The organism is Paenibacillus sp. FSL R10-2788, assembly GCF_038003885.1.
Taxonomy (GTDB): Bacteria; Bacillota; Bacilli; order Paenibacillales; family Paenibacillaceae; genus Paenibacillus_AQ; species Paenibacillus_AQ odorifer.
This window is the reverse complement of the sequence record NZ_JBBOQA010000001.1, coordinates 3,091,129-3,107,557: the sequence shown is the minus strand read 5'-3', so window position 1 is coordinate 3,107,557 and position 16,429 is coordinate 3,091,129. Positions and strand designations below refer to the sequence as shown.

General features: G+C 42.0%; 19 protein-coding genes. 4 read left to right on the top strand and 15 right to left on the bottom strand.

What is annotated here, in order from left to right; translation table 11 throughout:
• Positions 1 to 105: 105 nt before the first annotated feature.
• Positions 106 to 981: a LysR family transcriptional regulator gene (locus NSQ50_RS13785; protein ID WP_038570683.1), complete on the bottom strand. Its 876-nt coding sequence runs from the start codon at positions 979 to 981 to the stop codon at positions 106 to 108.
• A gap of 128 nt (positions 982 to 1,109) precedes the next feature.
• Between NSQ50_RS13785 and NSQ50_RS13780 the strand changes: the two genes are divergently transcribed.
• Positions 1,110 to 2,003, top strand: a complete 894-nt coding sequence (locus tag NSQ50_RS13780) for a DMT family transporter (RefSeq protein WP_076213250.1) — start codon at positions 1,110 to 1,112, stop codon at positions 2,001 to 2,003.
• Between the two features lie 62 nt (positions 2,004 to 2,065).
• Here NSQ50_RS13780 and NSQ50_RS13775 read toward each other — a convergent pair whose 3' ends face one another.
• The 6 genes from NSQ50_RS13775 to NSQ50_RS13750 form a co-directional block, all read right to left on the bottom strand.
• Complete coding sequence (locus tag NSQ50_RS13775; RefSeq protein ID WP_081386838.1) at positions 2,066 to 3,565, bottom strand: MDR family MFS transporter; 1,500 nt, start codon at positions 3,563 to 3,565, stop codon at positions 2,066 to 2,068.
• Between the two features lie 247 nt (positions 3,566 to 3,812).
• Positions 3,813 to 4,553: a copper amine oxidase N-terminal domain-containing protein gene (locus NSQ50_RS13770; RefSeq protein WP_036678314.1), complete on the bottom strand. Its 741-nt coding sequence runs from the start codon at positions 4,551 to 4,553 to the stop codon at positions 3,813 to 3,815.
• A gap of 132 nt (positions 4,554 to 4,685) precedes the next feature.
• On the bottom strand, positions 4,686 to 5,450 hold the full coding sequence (locus tag NSQ50_RS13765; RefSeq protein ID WP_200870206.1) for a M15 family metallopeptidase: 765 nt from the start codon (positions 5,448 to 5,450) through the stop codon (positions 4,686 to 4,688).
• A gap of 14 nt (positions 5,451 to 5,464) precedes the next feature.
• The gene (locus tag NSQ50_RS13760; RefSeq protein ID WP_076222661.1) at positions 5,465 to 6,376 is read right to left on the bottom strand and encodes a hypothetical protein; all 912 of its coding nucleotides are present in this window, start codon (positions 6,374 to 6,376) and stop codon (positions 5,465 to 5,467) included.
• A 59-nt stretch (positions 6,377 to 6,435) separates the two neighbouring features.
• Positions 6,436 to 7,761, bottom strand: coding sequence for an FtsW/RodA/SpoVE family cell cycle protein (locus NSQ50_RS13755; RefSeq protein ID WP_076222663.1), 1,326 nt, complete (start codon positions 7,759 to 7,761; stop codon positions 6,436 to 6,438).
• Positions 7,758 to 8,090 (bottom strand): PadR family transcriptional regulator, encoded by a 333-nt coding sequence (locus NSQ50_RS13750; RefSeq protein ID WP_076141697.1) that lies wholly within the window; start codon positions 8,088 to 8,090, stop codon positions 7,758 to 7,760. The genes NSQ50_RS13755 and NSQ50_RS13750 overlap by 4 nt, the downstream gene beginning before the upstream one ends.
• 157 nt (positions 8,091 to 8,247) lie before the next feature.
• Here NSQ50_RS13750 and NSQ50_RS13745 point away from each other — a divergent pair, with 157 nt between their 5' ends.
• Together NSQ50_RS13745 and NSQ50_RS13740 are read left to right on the top strand one after the other, a co-directional pair.
• Positions 8,248 to 8,751 (top strand): hypothetical protein, encoded by a 504-nt coding sequence (locus NSQ50_RS13745; RefSeq protein ID WP_340949579.1) that lies wholly within the window; start codon positions 8,248 to 8,250, stop codon positions 8,749 to 8,751.
• A 210-nt stretch (positions 8,752 to 8,961) separates the two neighbouring features.
• Positions 8,962 to 9,321, top strand: coding sequence for a hypothetical protein (locus tag NSQ50_RS13740; RefSeq protein WP_141118520.1), 360 nt, complete (start codon positions 8,962 to 8,964; stop codon positions 9,319 to 9,321).
• 119 nt (positions 9,322 to 9,440) lie between these two features.
• On the opposite strand, the gene NSQ50_RS13735 is transcribed toward NSQ50_RS13740, so the two are convergent.
• The 3 genes from NSQ50_RS13735 to NSQ50_RS13725 all read right to left on the bottom strand — a co-directional run bounded on the left by NSQ50_RS13735 (position 9,441) and on the right by NSQ50_RS13725 (position 12,544).
• Positions 9,441 to 10,895, bottom strand: coding sequence for a DHA2 family efflux MFS transporter permease subunit (locus NSQ50_RS13735; protein ID WP_036685000.1), 1,455 nt, complete (start codon positions 10,893 to 10,895; stop codon positions 9,441 to 9,443).
• A 50-nt stretch (positions 10,896 to 10,945) separates the two neighbouring features.
• The gene (locus tag NSQ50_RS13730; RefSeq protein WP_076100919.1) at positions 10,946 to 11,515 is read right to left on the bottom strand and encodes a TetR/AcrR family transcriptional regulator; all 570 of its coding nucleotides are present in this window, start codon (positions 11,513 to 11,515) and stop codon (positions 10,946 to 10,948) included.
• Between the two features lie 657 nt (positions 11,516 to 12,172).
• Positions 12,173 to 12,544 carry a hypothetical protein gene (locus NSQ50_RS13725; RefSeq protein WP_179087759.1) on the bottom strand — a complete coding sequence of 124 codons (372 nt, stop codon included), beginning with the start codon at positions 12,542 to 12,544 and terminating at the stop codon, positions 12,173 to 12,175.
• Positions 12,545 to 12,640: 96 nt separating this feature from the next.
• On the opposite strand from NSQ50_RS13725, the gene NSQ50_RS13720 reads away from it, so the two are divergent.
• Positions 12,641 to 13,075 carry a DUF4395 domain-containing protein gene (locus NSQ50_RS13720; RefSeq protein ID WP_038570671.1) on the top strand — a complete coding sequence of 145 codons (435 nt, stop codon included), beginning with the start codon at positions 12,641 to 12,643 and terminating at the stop codon, positions 13,073 to 13,075.
• A gap of 12 nt (positions 13,076 to 13,087) precedes the next feature.
• Here NSQ50_RS13720 and NSQ50_RS13715 read toward each other — a convergent pair whose 3' ends face one another.
• The 5 genes from NSQ50_RS13715 to NSQ50_RS13695 all read right to left on the bottom strand — a co-directional run bounded on the left by NSQ50_RS13715 (position 13,088) and on the right by NSQ50_RS13695 (position 16,416).
• Positions 13,088 to 13,621 (bottom strand): hypothetical protein, encoded by a 534-nt coding sequence (locus NSQ50_RS13715; protein ID WP_038570668.1) that lies wholly within the window; start codon positions 13,619 to 13,621, stop codon positions 13,088 to 13,090.
• A 64-nt stretch (positions 13,622 to 13,685) separates the two neighbouring features.
• Complete coding sequence (locus tag NSQ50_RS13710) at positions 13,686 to 14,105, bottom strand: NUDIX hydrolase (protein ID WP_143758684.1); 420 nt, start codon at positions 14,103 to 14,105, stop codon at positions 13,686 to 13,688.
• A 47-nt stretch (positions 14,106 to 14,152) separates the two neighbouring features.
• The gene (locus NSQ50_RS13705; RefSeq protein ID WP_370510585.1) at positions 14,153 to 15,028 is read right to left on the bottom strand and encodes a serine/threonine protein kinase; all 876 of its coding nucleotides are present in this window, start codon (positions 15,026 to 15,028) and stop codon (positions 14,153 to 14,155) included.
• A 46-nt stretch (positions 15,029 to 15,074) separates the two neighbouring features.
• Positions 15,075 to 15,344 carry a PQ-loop domain-containing transporter gene (locus NSQ50_RS13700; protein ID WP_036686720.1) on the bottom strand — a complete coding sequence of 90 codons (270 nt, stop codon included), beginning with the start codon at positions 15,342 to 15,344 and terminating at the stop codon, positions 15,075 to 15,077.
• A gap of 82 nt (positions 15,345 to 15,426) precedes the next feature.
• Positions 15,427 to 16,416 (bottom strand): ROK family protein, encoded by a 990-nt coding sequence (locus NSQ50_RS13695; RefSeq protein WP_076224179.1) that lies wholly within the window; start codon positions 16,414 to 16,416, stop codon positions 15,427 to 15,429.
• Positions 16,417 to 16,429 lie beyond the last annotated feature (13 nt).

Sequence of the window (16,429 nt, the reverse complement as noted above, 5' to 3'; positions counted from 1 at the left end):
CCAGTGTGTATTTCCCTTTTTCTAAAAAACAACTAAGTATCTAAAAAAAAACTGATTCCCCTAACGTTGATGAGGTATCAGTTTCTTATTTTTTGACGTATTTATTTAGGCGTTATCTTTCAGCCACACTTGCACATGCTTTAGAAATTTTTTGGTGACGGGAGAAGCGTATTTCATAGAGTGGACAGCAATTCCTAACGATCTGAAACTTCGTTCCTCTAATTCTAACATGGCTACATTATAATTTTGCCGGGTTAAGACAAGCTCTGGCAAAATACTAATCCCAAGCCCCTTCTCCACCATAGACATAATGGCATAGTCATCACCTGCTGAGAATTTAACATTAGGTTTAATACCCGCCTTATCCAGCACACGTCTAACATCATAATCCGAACCTGCTTTCGGGATAATGAAATCCTCTTTAGCAATTTGCGATAAGGAAAGAAAGGGCTCCGTGCTTAGCGGATTCTCTTTAGATACAATCCCTAACATCCGGTCTTTTTTTAAAGGAATTACGTCAAACTTCTCACGTGTAGGCAGTGAAATAAAACCGCAGTCTACGACTCCAGCCTCTATCCATTGCTCAACCTCCAAATAACCGCCTTCCATCAGCTTGATTTCTATATAAGGGTATTCACTGCGAAATTGCTTAATCATCCCTGGCAGCCAATGCACAGACACACTGGTGAACGTACCGATGGTAATCGTGCCAATCTCTAGCCCGTGGATGTCCGCTACCTCCTGCTTCAATTTCTCGTTCCACTTCAAGATTTCACGGATAGGCTGCAGAACTTGTTCTCCGTTTACCGTCAATTTCACACCGGATCTATTTCTAATTAATAACGCGAACCCAAACTCCATCTCCAAGCTGCTAATGGTGTGACTAATTCCGGATTGCGTAAAACCCAGTACATCTGCTGCTTTTGTTAAGCTGCCTAGCTCCACAACTTTCAGAAAAATCTCATATTTATTAATGCTCAACCTCTGTTCCCACCCTTATAAATTGCATAAGTTTTACTCATGTATTCTATGATAAACATTCAGTTACCTTATGTATAGAGCCGTATTATACTATATTGAGTTGAAATTGAAGAAGGATGGATGAAGAGATGAAACCGCTCAAAGCTGAGCTGCTGCTGTTAGTTGTAACATTATTTTGGGGCTCCTCCTACATATTTATGAAAATGGGGTTAGGTACGTTAGGCGAATTCAATCTGATTGCACTGCGCTTCGGACTTGCTTTTATATTAGCCGCTATGATATTCCACAAACGATTAAGACGAGTAGACATCAAAACATTAAAATATGGCGCCCTACTCGGATTCCTCCTGCTCGGCGTATTCACATGTATAACCTTCGGACTTCAAACAACCACCACCTCAAACGCAGGATTCCTAGTTGCGTTGACGGTTATTTTTGTACCGATCTTGGATCGAGTTATTTTCAAAAAAAGAGTTGCACCTCCACAAGTGTTCGGCTCCATCCTCGCCATAGCCGGGATTGGACTCCTTACCTTAAATGCAACCTTAACTATTCAGCCGGGTGATTTCCTGTGTATCCTTTCGGCAGTGTTCTACGCGGTACAGATCTTATTTACAGGCAAGGCGGTAAAAGAATGTGATTCCCTGAATATCGGAATCTTGCAGTTAGGATTTGCCGGAGGGTTGGCCTTAGTGTTGTCCGCACTCTTCGAGACACCTGCGCTACCGTCTACTTTGCCAGGTTGGACTGCAATTCTTGCGCTTGGTATCTTATGCAGTGCCTGTGGCTTCATCCTGCAACCTATTGCTCAAAAATATACATCACCGACCCGCACCGGACTAATCTTCTCCCTTGAGCCGGTCTTCGCTGCGATGTTTGGTTATTGGTTCGCTGCTGAGAAGTTATCGATGCAGGGTTATGCTGGCGCAGCGCTTGTTCTGCTCGGAATCGTGGCTTCTGAATTGCTTGGTAAAGCAACACTCCCCGCATCGTGGGCTCAGAAGAAACCAGAGCATTTATAACAATAAAGGCGTCGTTCAACTATACAAGCTGAACGACGCCTTTTCTATGTTTATTGGTTCAATTAATGCCCCATCATCATCGCCGCATCTGCCTTCTGTCCCTCTCCAGAGGAAGGATCGCCAGCGGAAAGCTTAGGCTTGCGCAAAATAATACTCATTAATATACCTACCACACCTATGCAGCCAGACAGGAAGAACACATCATCAAAACCACTAACTGCGGCTGTCAAAGGATTACTTCCCGCTTTCAGTGCTCCCATATGAACAGCGATCTGACTAGTCAGGTAACCTGTCATTCCAGCTATAGCAAATGAAACAACGACTTGTTGAGCAGCAGCAGTAAGTGAAGTTACACTTCCCACCCATTCACGTGGAGCAGCATTCAAGACATGAGTATTCAAAGGCATCATCGTTAGACCCATACCAAAACCTAAGAAACCCAGGTATGTCATAATTAACGATAAATTTGTTGTAACACTAATTCCGGATAACAGGAACAAGGTGACCGTAATGATACTAAGTCCAACAAACGCCAGCGGACGAGCCCCGATCTTATCAAACAACCTGCCGCCAATCGGCATTCCGATTGCTGAAGCTAAAGCCTGCGGAAGTAGAATCAGGCCGGTCTCCAGCGGGGTATAGCTTCTAATCTGCTGCAGATAAAGGGGCACAAATAACATGGACCCAAACAAAGCGGCTTGCATAACCCAAGTTAAAATAATACCCCGAGTGAAATCCGACGAACGGAAAACTCGCAGTTGTAAAAGCGGATTTTTGTGAAGCAGCTCCACAATGACAAGAAGGATCAATGCAACCCCTCCAACAGATAAGCCAACAATAGCGGGAGTAGACGACCAGCTTGTTCCACCGCCTTCATTCACCCCATAAGCCAACATAGAGAAGGCAATTGGGGCAAGGATAATGCCTAGGATATCGAGTCTACCTTTGCTCTTTTTTTCAGACTTCGGCAAATATTTAACACCAAGAATAATGCCAACGATTCCAATAGGGACATTAATCAGAAAGATCCAGTGCCAGCTTACGTACTCCACCAGCCAACCGGATAAGACTGGACCGAGTGCCGGAGCTAAGAGCATTGGAATACCAAGCATCCCCATAATAGAACCTCGACGTTCTACTGGAGCTAATTTAAAAACCATCGCCATCCCAATGGGAGCAACCATCCCCCCGCCAAGACCTTGAATGACTCGAAAAATAATGAGCTGAGATGAGCTTTGTGCAACCGAACATAACATAGAGCCAAGAATAAACATCGTAAGAGTTGTCAGAAAAACTTGTTTCGATCCAAAACGATCGGTCATCCAGCCCGCGAGTGGGATTACAGCCGCTAAAGCTAAAGTATAACCCGTAATCGCCCACTGAATCGTTTTGAGATCGGAAGCAAAATAATCAACCAGCTTGGGAACGGCCACATTCACAACAGTACCATCCAGAATAACCATAATCATACCGACAATAATAGCAAGAAGCGGGGGGATGATTGCTTTTAACGAAAAGGGTTGATCTTCTGCAGTACTCATTCCAGTCATAGTTTTTGTCATCCAGTACTCCACTCATTTCTCTAATTTAATTAAATGCTTTATTGATTATTTCAAATTTTAATTTACATTCGATGAATCTGGAAGTCAACAAATAAAACCATTTTTTCCATTAAAAACACATCGAGTTTACGATACCCTTCAGAAATTATCTTGAAATGTATATTAGAACAGCAAAAAGACTATGCATAATCCCCTTAAATCTTCTCGCTTGGGAAATGTGCATAGTCATCATGGAATCATTTTCCGATTAGAGCGTTTCTCTTAATTCTATAATTTTGCCCGATGTGTTCAATATAATTTCAAGTGGAATCTCTATCTCTGCAAAATCCAATACACAGCGAATAGAAAATTGATCCTCGTTATAGCTACTTTTTGTAGATTTAATCCCATGATAATTCCCGGCTTTTACCGTAATTTGCTTCCAGTCTTCCAGTAATCCATTTGAGCTCGGCTTATTTACGACCACATCATAATGATATCGCTCCGATAATTCATTATATTTACCGCCGACCAGTAACCCCGCTATAACGCTCGCTGTCACTTCAGGGGTATACACTTCAACTTGATTGGAATCACCATCATATATGGTTACTAAACCAATAGTCTTAAAAAAAGAGATTGGAACGTAGATATGATCCTCTCTGAATTCGATATCATCTTTAAAAAACAACTCTTGTGCATCATTGATGCTAACCAAATGTTCGTTAAGCTTCCATTTAATTATTTCATTTATCCTTGTTAGTGTTATAGTTTCCGAACTTTTTTGATATGTTGTTTTATATTTCAATGCATTAGAAGCCTCTCTGAGCGGAATCATGACTGTGGAACCCTTGTTGAAGGCTGAATGGGGATCAGTATCCAGTACTTTCCCATTCAAAATTACGCTAACCTGGCCGGAGTCTGCCCATACTGTTGGAGCGGCAAATCCACCAAATCCATTAGTTAAAAATAGAACACCTAACACAACAACCGCTGCCATTTTGATCATCCGTTCGAAACCTCCCTTTTAGTTATTACAAATATTATGTGCGTTTCCAGCATGTGCTAATCCTAATGATAATCAAGACAAGCAAAAAAAAGAAGCCGTTCAACATTATGTTGGGCCGCTTCTTTTAAATAACTATTCCACTTTGAAGTCAAAATACTGCTTAGGAAAAGGTTCTTTTATCAGCGTAAAATGCCACCATTCCTTACTATAAGGTTTAAAGCCTTGCTTCACCATAACCTCTTTGAGAATTGCGCGATTTGCTTTCTGAGTCTTGGTGATTAACGATGTATCATAAAAAGAGATATCTCCGAAAAAATCAAACGGGCTGCCCATATCTACATCTACACCGGTCTCTTTATTGACGATCGTTAAATCGATGGTACTGCCACGGGAATGTCCTGATTTTTTCGCTATAAATCCGAGTTTGAATAAATTACGTTTATCCAGTAGCGGGTAATATTGCTGCTTCATCTTAGTATCCGCGGAATTCTGTGACCATCTTACAAAATGATTCACCGCGGTCTGCGGACGATAAGCATCATAGATTTTTAGGATATATCCTTTTTTGGCTAAATCCTCACTTACTGCCTTCAAGGCTGTAGCCGCAGTCCTTGAAAAGATCGCTAAAGGCGCTTTATATCCATCAATCCGCTCCCCTACAAAATTATTGTCTCCGTAATAACGAATTTCAAAATGGGCAGTAGGAATCACTTCATCCAAATAGACAAATCCTTGCGGCAGACGGTGTTTCTTCTCCAGCTGCATTTGCTGCAGTACATTGTCTGTAGATGATCCAACGTAAGCTGCATCTGCGCTGCCCATAACAATAGTGTTTGTCCATAACAACAGCACAAATGCGAAAACTATGATTTTTGTTCCTCTAAATCCGGTTCTCAATAGATCCCGCCTCTTCATTTCGAATTAACCGTTTGATTCAGAAATTTTTCCACTTCAGGTGTGAGTTTATTATTCGTGGAATCAAGTAACTGCAGTAATTTTTCTAAAATCATTAGGATTCTGGTGTCGCCTTTGTTTCCTTTTAATGCATTCTCATACGCCTTTTTCACTTCAGGTTTGATTATTTGCTCATCATAGTCATAAGCTGGTGTGTTGCTTGACCCATATAATAAGCGTGAAGTTGCATTAAGCAGCTCTTTTTGAAGAACGGTTGACCGATTGGAAGCTGGATATTTCGTCACAAAATCCTCCAGTGCTAGCGCCCTGTTCGTTAACTCTGTCCAACTAATCACAATAGCTGCATCAAATACACTTGGTTGATTCGATTCAGTGGCCATGATGTCAATGTAAGCTGCGATGTCCTTCGTGACATACGGCTTAAAGCTTTTGAAGCCCTCATAATGCATCACTGGATAGTACATGCCCTCACTAGTCTGCAGCTTATATCCCTTATCCCGTCCTTCAATTAACATATTGCGTACATTGGCATCTTTGATCGAATTAAGGAGTGTGCTGTAGGTTAGATTTTTGCTTTTGGATAAAGCATTATTTATCTCTTTCTGAACATTCTCCGGAAAAACCTTCTCAGAGTACACAGGTAAATATGCCTTCTGTGCATTTTCGAGCTGGAGTGTCATCTGAGTTGCTGTCCAGGTATCCACTTCTTTGATATGGTTAATCAAATAATTCCGTGCGTTAGCCAGAGATGCCGGCTTCTGTACATATTGCTGGAATTGATTATAGACTTTTGCAGATTCTTTCACAGTTGCGGCAGCTACAGTATCTGTTGTATGTATACTCCCAAACCCTCCCATAGAGCCTAGGGCAAAGGCAACACTTAACAAGCCTGTTTTTTTCCATCCCATTAAAAGACCTCCCTTAAGTATTCATACTTAATAATTAGACATACGAGAGGATCCTGAATCTAACTTAGTACAGTATTATTCTGGACGCCTCCAATGTCCTTCCTACGATAAATACCCATCAGAAGTCCAATAGCCGCATATTCAAACCACACATGACTCCCATAGCTCAGGAAAGGGAACGGGATAGAAGTCAGCATCATTCCACCGCTCAAAATAGCAAGACCATAGGTTAGTCTTATCGCTAGCAAAAATGCCAAACCCAACACTAGAGCTTGTCCATAGGTCTCACGAATCGCTCGTATCGTAGATAGAAGCTTGATGAAGAACCAGGAGATAACTGCCAGCAAAAGCAGTGCCCCCGCCCAACCAAAACAATGAATAAGATAGACAGGCAACATATCTGAGTAGACATACGGCAGCTTTTGTTCTACTGCTCCGAATCCGTGCCCCCACCAACCCGCTGAACTAATAACTTCACGCATTACTTGGTATATATAGCCATAACCGTCTGGATCTAAAGAGGGATTTATAGCACTAATGATTCTGACCATCAGGTAGTCGCTATTGAAGATGAACATTAGTCCAACTATTACAAAGAATCCTAATAATACTACACTCTTAATCCAATCGCGAGTAATCCATACATATAATACTAATGAAGAAATTAGATACACCACAAGCTCTGGAAGAGAGTTTAAAGAGATAAGAAGCAAGGCAGGTGCTAACAGAATGCTTATGTTGAACAAACCACTCCGCCAAGTTTTCTTTTTAGCCGATTCCTTACGATTCACTAAAATCCCTGCTAACGCGACTATCAATACATAAGGACGATAGGATGTCATATCAGGTAAGATCAAAAAAATCCTAGGACCATAATTCACTCCATTTATTGTTATCCCCCAGAATATACTCGACAGAATTCCGGCTATTGATGTTCCGTATAATACCCACGAGAAACTTTTCAGCTTTCTGAAATCGATAAAATACAATCCAAACATCAATACAATTCCAATGAGTATATTTATCGCTTGGCGTCTAAACGCATTATCCAAAAAAGAACCCTTAACGATATCACTGTAGCCTACATCCACAGAACTCATTCCGATCAGACTGATCGCGGATAACAAAGCTACAACTCCAAACAATCCCCAAGGTACATGTGGTTTATGTATTAGATGAAGTTCCTTCCCTAACGTTTGCGGGCTCCCCATTTGTTCGATCGCCCAAGCTATGGCTTCTTCCCGTGATACACCGTCGGCTTCTTTTTCACAAATTAAATCTTCTAGATGACTAGCTAATTCTTGACGTATCTCTGGGTGAGTTTTTTTCGCTTTAATCTCTGCACACACTACATCCAAAAATTGCTGCTGCCTCTCTTTCATCATACACCACCCTCTCCCAGAACGGAGTCAACTGCACCTTTGAACATAACCCATTCTGCTTTTTTCTCCTTGAGTTTCTCTTTACCTTCATCCAGGATTCTATAGTACTTACGCTTCCTTCCTTCTACCTCCATCCAGTAAGCCTCCACCCAGCGCTCACTTTCCATCGCATGCAGAATCGGATACAAGGTTCCTTCTTTTAATGAAAAAACACCCTGAGATCTCAGCTCCAGTGCTTTGATTAACTCATAACCATATAATGGCTTCTCCAGTAAAAGAGTCAGAATCAACGTACCCGTACTGCCCTTCAGCATCTCTTTACTTACTTTCAACGGCTAACACCTCCTAAATTCTAAACTTTACAATTGGCGTGGATGTATCTGATCCACTAAACAAATTTCACTCATCATAGTAGTTGATCTGCATCCTTGGACCGGATTCGGCTCATTCTACGGGATTTATACCGTTGATTTGCACCCCCGGGCCGGCGTGGGCTTAATCTACGGGATTTATACCGTTGATTTGCACCCCTGGGCCGGCGTGGGCTTAATCTACGGGATTTATACCGTTGATTTGCACCCCCGGGCCGGCGTGGGCTTAATCTACGGGATTTATACCGTTGATTTGCTTCCTCGGTCCGGATTCGGCTCATTCTACGGGATTTATACCGTTGATTTGCACCCCCGGGCCGGCGTGGGCTTAATCTACGGGATTTATACCGTTGATTTGCCTCCTCGGTCCGGATTCGGCTCATTCTACGGGATTTATACCGTTGATTTGCACCCCCGGGCCGGCGTGGACTTAATCTACGGGATTTATACCGTTGATTTGCTTCCTCGGTCCGGATTCGGCTCATTCTACGGGATTTATACCGTTGATTTGCTTCCTCCGTCCGGATTCGGCTCATTCTACGGGATTTATACCGTTGATTTGCTTCTTCGTCCAATGACTAATATCTGTATACATGAATATTATTTATCCTTTTATACCTAGGACAACTATACATCGTAAATCTATGTATGTAAAGTTCCTCTTATTCCCCCCCCCTTATTCCATCCCTATTCCCCACTCTCCCATGTATAATAATGGTAATACAAGCGACATTTTGAGGAGATCTACCATGCAAAAAACAACAATAGCCATCTGGAGTTTTTCGTTCTTTTCAAAGTTATTTTCGTTGGATATATGCTCCATAACAATTCTTTGACCTATTATGAGGCGTGGAAGATAAATTGGGGAATAGCGATCTCTAAACCTACAGAGTCAAAAGTGATATTTGAAAGTCCACCCAGTTTCCATGGGGATGGCGAAAGCTATTACGTATTAAATTACAACGAAAAGCAATTCATAGAAATCAAAGACGCAGCATTTTGGCATCCCCTCAATGTTGAATCCATTGACCCCTTAAAAGAGAGAATATCAAGCTTCAAAGATTCCGTGATGGCCATTTATCCAAATGAAAAAGCCAAATACGAAAAATTATTTTGGGCGAACCTTATAGAACTCGAAGAAAGTGGATTATATTACTATAAGAAAAAGATGATGATAGCTACTGTATCGTGATCCTTAACGTGGAATTAAAACGAGTATATATGATGGAATGGACACAATGATTGACGACAAAAAAGGAGTGCTAGAACTGTTGCCAGTTAGCACTCCTTTTAATCGAATTCCTCTAATTATTAATGCATTGGAGTATTCATTTTATGATTAACAACTACTCTTTTTATGAAGAAAGCAAGAATTAGTCCTACAATCGCCATACTCATTCCGAAAATAAAAGCATTTTGTACACCGTTCGTAAACGCAGGTAACATATTAGCTGGATCTGCTGGGTTCTCTACAGTTTTCATATAGCTTTTTGAACCCGCGGACATAATGCTGACTGCTAATGCAGTACCAATTGCACCAGCAACCTGCTGCAGTGTATTCATGATAGCTGTACCATCTGGATATAGCTCTAGTGGTAACTGGTTAATACCATTTGTTTGTGCCGGCATAAATACCATCGAAATACCAATCATAAGCGTACTGTGAAGTACGATTACGAACACAACCGTAGAAGCTACACTAATACTGGAGAAGAACCACAAGGCTACCGCTGCAATAATCAGACCTGGAATAACGAGCCATTTCGGACCGTATTTATCAAACATACGACCCATAATTGGGGACATCAATCCGTTTATAATTCCGCCTGGAAGCAGCAATAGACCCGCTTTGAAAGCTGTATAACCTTGTCCTTGTTGAAGGTACATCGGAAGAATCAGCATGGAGGACAGAATAACCATCATACAGATAAATACCATAGCTACACCAATAGCGAACATTGGATATTTAAAAGCACGCAGATTAATCATTGGCTCCTTCATCTTCATTTGACGAAGTCCAAACAATAACAATGCTACTACACCTACGATGATCGCAATGATCACTTTCGGACTTCCCCAGCCCGCTTCTTCACCCGCGCTGCTGAAACCAAACACGATACCGCCAAACCCGAGTGAAGATAACACAATGGAGAGGATATCAATTTTCGGTTTCGTCACCTTTGTTACATTCTGCATGAACAGAATCCCAAATATCAATGCAATCACTAAGAATGGCAATGACAACCAGAAAATCCAGTGCCAGCTGAGGCTTTCAATTAGAAGTCCAGCAATGGTAGGTCCAATCGCCGGAGCAACCATGATAACCAGTCCGATCATCCCCATTGCAGCCCCCCGTTTTTCAGGAGCAATGATGATAAGGATTGTATTAAACATCAGTGGCAACAGAAGAGCTGTTCCCATAGCTTGAACCACTCTTGCTGTAAGTAAGAACTCAAAGTTAGGTGAGACTGCTGCTAGGAATGTTCCTAGGATTGAAAAACATAAAGCCGCTATAAACAGCTGTCTCGTCGAGAACCATTGAAGCAGCATCCCCGAAATTGGTACTAATATACCCAGTGTAAGCAGATAAGCTGTTGTCAACCATTGTGCTGTTGCTGGGGTAATTTGTAAGACATTCATTAGATCGCTTAAAGCAACATTTAATGCCGTTTCACTGAACATTCCGATAAAACCTGCTAGTAATAAAGAGACAAGAATCGGAATAGTCTTAAACTTCTTGACCTCTTTTTGTTGATTCCCTTGCATAGTTGCTTCCACCCTTAATCCTCCTGATAATCTTGTCTATTTGTCTGTATCTAACCAAGTATTGCTGGGATAATCTTTGCCGCCGCGAGAAGCGGTTGTTCATCCCGAAAAGTCAGCGTCTGGAGAAGCGCCCCTTCAAATAAAGAGATTACCACTGAAGCCTTATCGGCCGCGGGCTTGTTCTCTACGCCTTCATCCAAAAGACGTTTCTTGATCACATCCTGCAAGTCCATAAACACAGATTTACATGCTGTCCGCAGCTCTTCACTAATACAGGATGTTTCCGCCGCCAACCAAAAACTAAACGGAACTATCCCCTCGTATGAGGATTCCACTGCATCTTTAGCCATTCCTAGAATGAAATCCTCCATTGCCTCAGACGCACTCTTGCTGTTCTCCATATGATGTCTAAGCTTCTGAGCGACAACTTCACTAGTCCGGTTAATACATGTTAAAGCCAGTTCTTCTTTGCCGTGGGGAAAGTAGTAATAAAGAGATCCCTTCGGCGAGTCGCTGTCTTTAATAATCTGATTCAGTCCTGTTGCATGATATCCCTGAGAAAAAAACAATTTTGAAGCTGTGTCCAAAATCGCCTCACGCGTATTCGGCTTGTTCGACAAGCTGACACTTCCTTTGCATTATAACAATTGGTCTACATAATAAAACCATATTTTAAAGAGATATGTCAACACATAAATTACTTAAATTCAAAGTAATTTTGGTGGAAGATCGTGGAGGTTGGTTTGGTTTAGCTCCATCCTCCCTATCGGACTCAGATGCAGCTATTTGTGATAAAACGGGCTTTTGGACACATTTTCGGACCTGAGCGACGCTATTCCGCTCATAGGGAGCTGATTTCCTCCCTTTTTGTGCTCATAGTTGCATTGGGGTCCGTTAATCTTTCAAAAGGTTACTTTTCGAGCAAATAAGGACTCTGGGGTCCGATCGCTCCTAACTTCGAGCATCCTTCTACATCACATTTACTTCCCATCGAGCTATTAGCTTCGTTAGTTCTTACACTTGTCCCACACTATTTCCGCGCGTGCATTTGTCCGTGTACTCCCTTGCTTCGCACTTACTCCCACACTTTTGTTTTCCATGTACTACACTTTGCTCTCAAGCTAACATTTCTATCGGACTCAGATGCAGCTATTTGCGCTAAATCAGGCTTTTGGACACATTTTCGGACCTCACCGTCGCTATTCCACTCAAACCGGGCTGTTTTCATTCCTTTTTGTGCTCATAGCTGCATTGGGGTCCGTTAATCATTCAGAAGGTTACTTTTCGAGCAAATAAGGACTCTGGAGTCCTATGGAGTGAAGGAGATGGAGTGGATCAGTTGGACTGAAGGAAATGGAGTGAACCAGATGCGGTAAAGGAGAGAAGGCCCAATGTGCTGTCGAGAGGAGATGAGGACGTAACATGCTAGGTGGGTGGGATGCTATTAATGTCCATCTGTATTTTCTCAATAAATTACCACCTGCCTCCATCCAGCCCATCTGCTCCATCTGCTCCATCTGCTCCATCCAGCCCATCTGCTCCATCAGCTCCATCAGCTCCATCTGCCCCCATTCGCTCCATCTGCTCCACCTACCTCCATCCGCCCCATCTTCCCCATCCGCTTCCAGCCATCTCCATACCTTCTCCATCCCTCACTAATCCACTCTCGCACGAAATTATCTACTTCCCATTCCCACAATCCCAGCGTATACTATAATTATTCCAATGAGAAAGGTGTGAATAAAATGCAAAACGTGCCCAAAGGAATCGCCCGGCCATTAGTAAAAACTAATCAGGCGTTTATCGTCATTTCTGTAATATTAACATGGCTAACAGGACAACACTGGATACTAGCGCTGCCCTTGTTTGCCGGATTGCTCGGTCTTTTGTTCGGTTATAATCCCATCATTAAGCTAGCTGCCAGGTTTCTGACAAAAGAGCGTTCCCACTATGTACTCGAAGACTGGTCACAACAACAGTTTAATCAAAGCATAGCTGTCTTCTGCCTCGCAGGGGGTCTGATCAGCTTCATCGTTGGCTGGACGATCGCAGCTTACATTTTCACAGCGCTCGTTGCAGTGGCTGCCACTGTGGCGATTTTTGGTTTTTGTATCGGATGTTTTATCCATTATCAATGGAGAATGTACAATTACAGACGTAAACAAAGCAGCACAAATTAAATTTGTTAATTCTTAATCTTTCTCTTCTCCAACAACATCCCAGCGATGGCGAAATTTTAGTAACCGTGGATGCAGTGATGAAGGTGCAGCTGGCAACAATAACCGAATCTTTACAATCCACTCTTCAAAAGAAGAATAAGACGCAAACTGATTCGCCACCTCAGGCGTTAAATACAGAAAAATCGGCGAAGGATAGATCTCCAAAAGATGCCGCAGCGCAGAATCAAGCGGAGTATACTTTTTTCGCTTCCCTTCCAAACTCTCTACCGTGATAAAGCTACGTCCTTGCTCTCTTTTCCATTCATGCAGCCGGTCCTCTCGCTTATAATAAGCACTCACCGGCTCTTTGGTCATCCGTCGCACCGTTTCCTCATGAAGTGGATATAACACCAGTTTAGTGAAACGCCGGTCTGCTGCAGTTTTTGCCGCCACTTCAAGCTCTTGATCTGTTATATGTTCAAAAGAATCGTAAAACACTAAAGTCCCTTTACGTTGCTCAACTGGTTGCTCATAGCCATAGGGTACATGCTGAATGTCTCTTTTCAATGAAATCCCTCCTGCTTGTTCTATTTATTAATCATATCATGTGACAACAGCAGGGCTATCATTCTTATCTTACAGCTGAAGATGAATGGTTAATGAAATCCTGAACTTTTGAAATCAAAGCTGGGTATATCAAGGGATACGTCAGCTCTTTTGGTATCTCAGTAAATCCTCTGATTTCTGCCATCTCATAAGGAGGAAGTTCTGCGAACTGTTCCACATTTGCAAAATATAACTTACCATAATTTTCTGGAGCGTCGATACTAGTGACCCTATAAATAGCTATTGGAAAAAGTGAGAATTGTTCCGCACCCGTTTCTTCATATAATTCTCTGGCAGCAGCCTGCTCCGGGATTTCGCCAACCTCTATATGCCCTCCGGCAAACTCCCACGTCGAACGGTCCTGATGTCTCGCTAAGATCCATTCTTCACCATGTTTAACCATAATAACAACGTACTTCAGCACAACTTCTTTTTCCTTATCCAACTCAAAAAAGTTTACCTGCAATTATATCCCTCGCCTTCCCACCAGCCTCAAACATTTTTTGCCGCATCCCAAGCCAATTTAAATTCTGCTACATTCCGATACCGCTGCTCCCTCACCGCACTGACGGCCCGTAAAGCTACCTCGTAGAGGGCTTGACTGGTTTCCCATTTTACAAACGATCGATCGGATGCTCCTCCTAATAAAACAAATGCTGTGGCGCCCATATTAAATACATTCGTAACTTCATCAATCGGCGCATCCAAGCTAAACTCTTCCGGTGACTTGAATCTGGATGAACCCCAGAAGTTCTCTCCCAGATCATTTACAGTAGGCTTTAGTCTATAATAATCAATATCACAAATTTTAGTTCCATCGTTTACAAAATCATATAAAATACTTCCGTCATAAAAATCCACAGCTACATACCCTCGATACTCAACATGTTCATGAAACAAAAAGATTACATCTAATGAAGACAGACGTTTTTCAACGGATAATTGCTTATAACGAAAAAAAGGCGACTCCGGATGACTCAGCTTCGCTTCTCCCGCAAATAGCCAATGCGAATGTAAACATTCACCTGCAAACCAATCAAAGACTGCTACATACCCTGACTCAACCTCATAATGCGACAGTAGCGTGATCAGTGCATCAGATCTAAGTTCGTTATATAACGGAATAGCTTCAATTAAACGGTTAACAGCATCCTGAGGATTGCCGGCATAAGTCAAAGGTCTCGCTCCAGCAAATTTCACAAAAAACTTCTTTCCATCCTGCTCCACACCAAAAGAAAAATTTCCGGAGTCTTGCTGATCGAACACTTTAAACACTTTTCCCAGCTTAGTTAACCAAGCAAAATCACAAGCTTCCTGCAATTGAAAAGTTACCGCATCGATTTCATATGTATAATTTTTTTCGCGCAAATTAACCTCCTGCATTCACTATCTAGATTAAATTTATAAGCTTCATTCATTGTCTTGTTCGATATTTAATCACTAGAATAATAACCAGCAATACAACACATAAAGACATCGTATTTGTAATCAAAAAAGCTAATCCAACCCCCGTAACCGCCAAACTAATCGCATAAGCTTCCATTAGACTAATCCCGAGCAGCATAAGTAAATACGATTTTAGATTTAAATCGGCTACGGATTTTGATTTGAGGATTTGAACAATCTGCGGGATCCATCCCAAAGAAAGAATCACTCCACCTATTAATTGCATGATTGCAAACATAAGAGCACCTCCACGGATTTTATACAGTTGTATTCCGGGCGGCTCAATCTGGTTCCATTTCATGTAAAAAAAACAAATAACACTAAGCAAAGTTTAATTTTCCTGCATCTTGCAGCTTATTATACGCATAAGAGGCCGCACCTATTGTTCCTGCCCGACTCCCAAGCTCTGCTTGAACAATTTTACACTTAATGCTTGATAGCTTCAACGCATGCTGATGCACAGTCTCTCTTACGGGTTGGAGCAATTTATCTCCCGCCGCTGCCATTCCCCCACCTACAATAATAAGATCCGGGTTGAGGATATTCACAACATTCGCTAATCCAAATCCAAGTATAGCTCCAGTCTCCTGCATTACTTCCATAGAGAGAGCGTCTCCAAGTTCGTAAGCTTCAGATATCATTAACGCGGTAATTTGCTCTTCTTGTTCCTTAGTCCAAGTCTGAATAATACTTGTTCGTCCTTCTTTCAGCTTCTCTTTAAAAGTATTCACCATGCCAATCGCGGACACATATCGCCCTAAACAACCGGAGCTTCCACATTTGCAGGGACGTCCGTTCCTGTACATATTCATATGCCCAATTTCACCAGCGCTATAAGACGTACCGTAGATCACTTTTCCGTCATTCACGATACCTGACCCTAATCCCGTTCCCAATGTAATCAGAACCAGATTGTTATACCCTCTTCCTGCACCTTGTTGCCATTCACCATAAAGATTAACCCTAACATCATTATCAATAAAAGTAGGAAAGTCATAGAATTTTTTCATCTCATCTACAACATGTACATGCTCCCAATCCGGAAAATTCGGTGAAAAAAAAGAAATTCCCGCTACCGGATCAAGTAATCCTGGCACTCCGATTCCCATTCCTTCTACCAAATCTAATGGAATATTCGCTTCATCCGTGATTAAACGTACGGCTTCTCTAATCCGTCCCAACACATGGGCTGGGCCCTTAGCAGCCTCTGTTGGTATAGATCTTTCTTTAACAGCTATAAAATCAGTATCGTAAATCCCTGCTTTAATATTGGTTCCGCCAAGATCAATGCCTAACATATACCGTTTCATAAAAACCTCCAGA

What these genes read in the sequence shown, in the direction of transcription:
- NSQ50_RS13695 (WP_076224179.1), bottom strand. Translation starts at nt 16,416, where the DNA reads ATGAAACGGTATATGTTAGGCATTGATCTTGGCGGAACCAATATTAAA.
- NSQ50_RS13725 (WP_179087759.1), bottom strand. Translation starts at nt 12,544, where the DNA reads ATGGAGAAGGTATGGAGATGGCTGGAAGCGGATGGGGAAGATGGGGCG.
- NSQ50_RS13780 (WP_076213250.1), top strand. Translation starts at nt 1,110, where the DNA reads ATGAAACCGCTCAAAGCTGAGCTGCTGCTGTTAGTTGTAACATTATTT.
- NSQ50_RS13770 (WP_036678314.1), bottom strand. Translation starts at nt 4,553, where the DNA reads ATGATCAAAATGGCAGCGGTTGTTGTGTTAGGTGTTCTATTTTTAACT.
- NSQ50_RS13775 (WP_081386838.1), bottom strand. Translation starts at nt 3,565, where the DNA reads ATGACAAAAACTATGACTGGAATGAGTACTGCAGAAGATCAACCCTTT.
- NSQ50_RS13755 (WP_076222663.1), bottom strand. Translation starts at nt 7,761, where the DNA reads ATGATGAAAGAGAGGCAGCAGCAATTTTTGGATGTAGTGTGTGCAGAG.
- NSQ50_RS13760 (WP_076222661.1), bottom strand. Translation starts at nt 6,376, where the DNA reads ATGGGATGGAAAAAAACAGGCTTGTTAAGTGTTGCCTTTGCCCTAGGC.
- NSQ50_RS13735 (WP_036685000.1), bottom strand. Translation starts at nt 10,895, where the DNA reads ATGCAAGGGAATCAACAAAAAGAGGTCAAGAAGTTTAAGACTATTCCG.
- NSQ50_RS13720 (WP_038570671.1), top strand. Translation starts at nt 12,641, where the DNA reads ATGCAAAACGTGCCCAAAGGAATCGCCCGGCCATTAGTAAAAACTAAT.
- NSQ50_RS13700 (WP_036686720.1), bottom strand. Translation starts at nt 15,344, where the DNA reads ATGTTTGCAATCATGCAATTAATAGGTGGAGTGATTCTTTCTTTGGGA.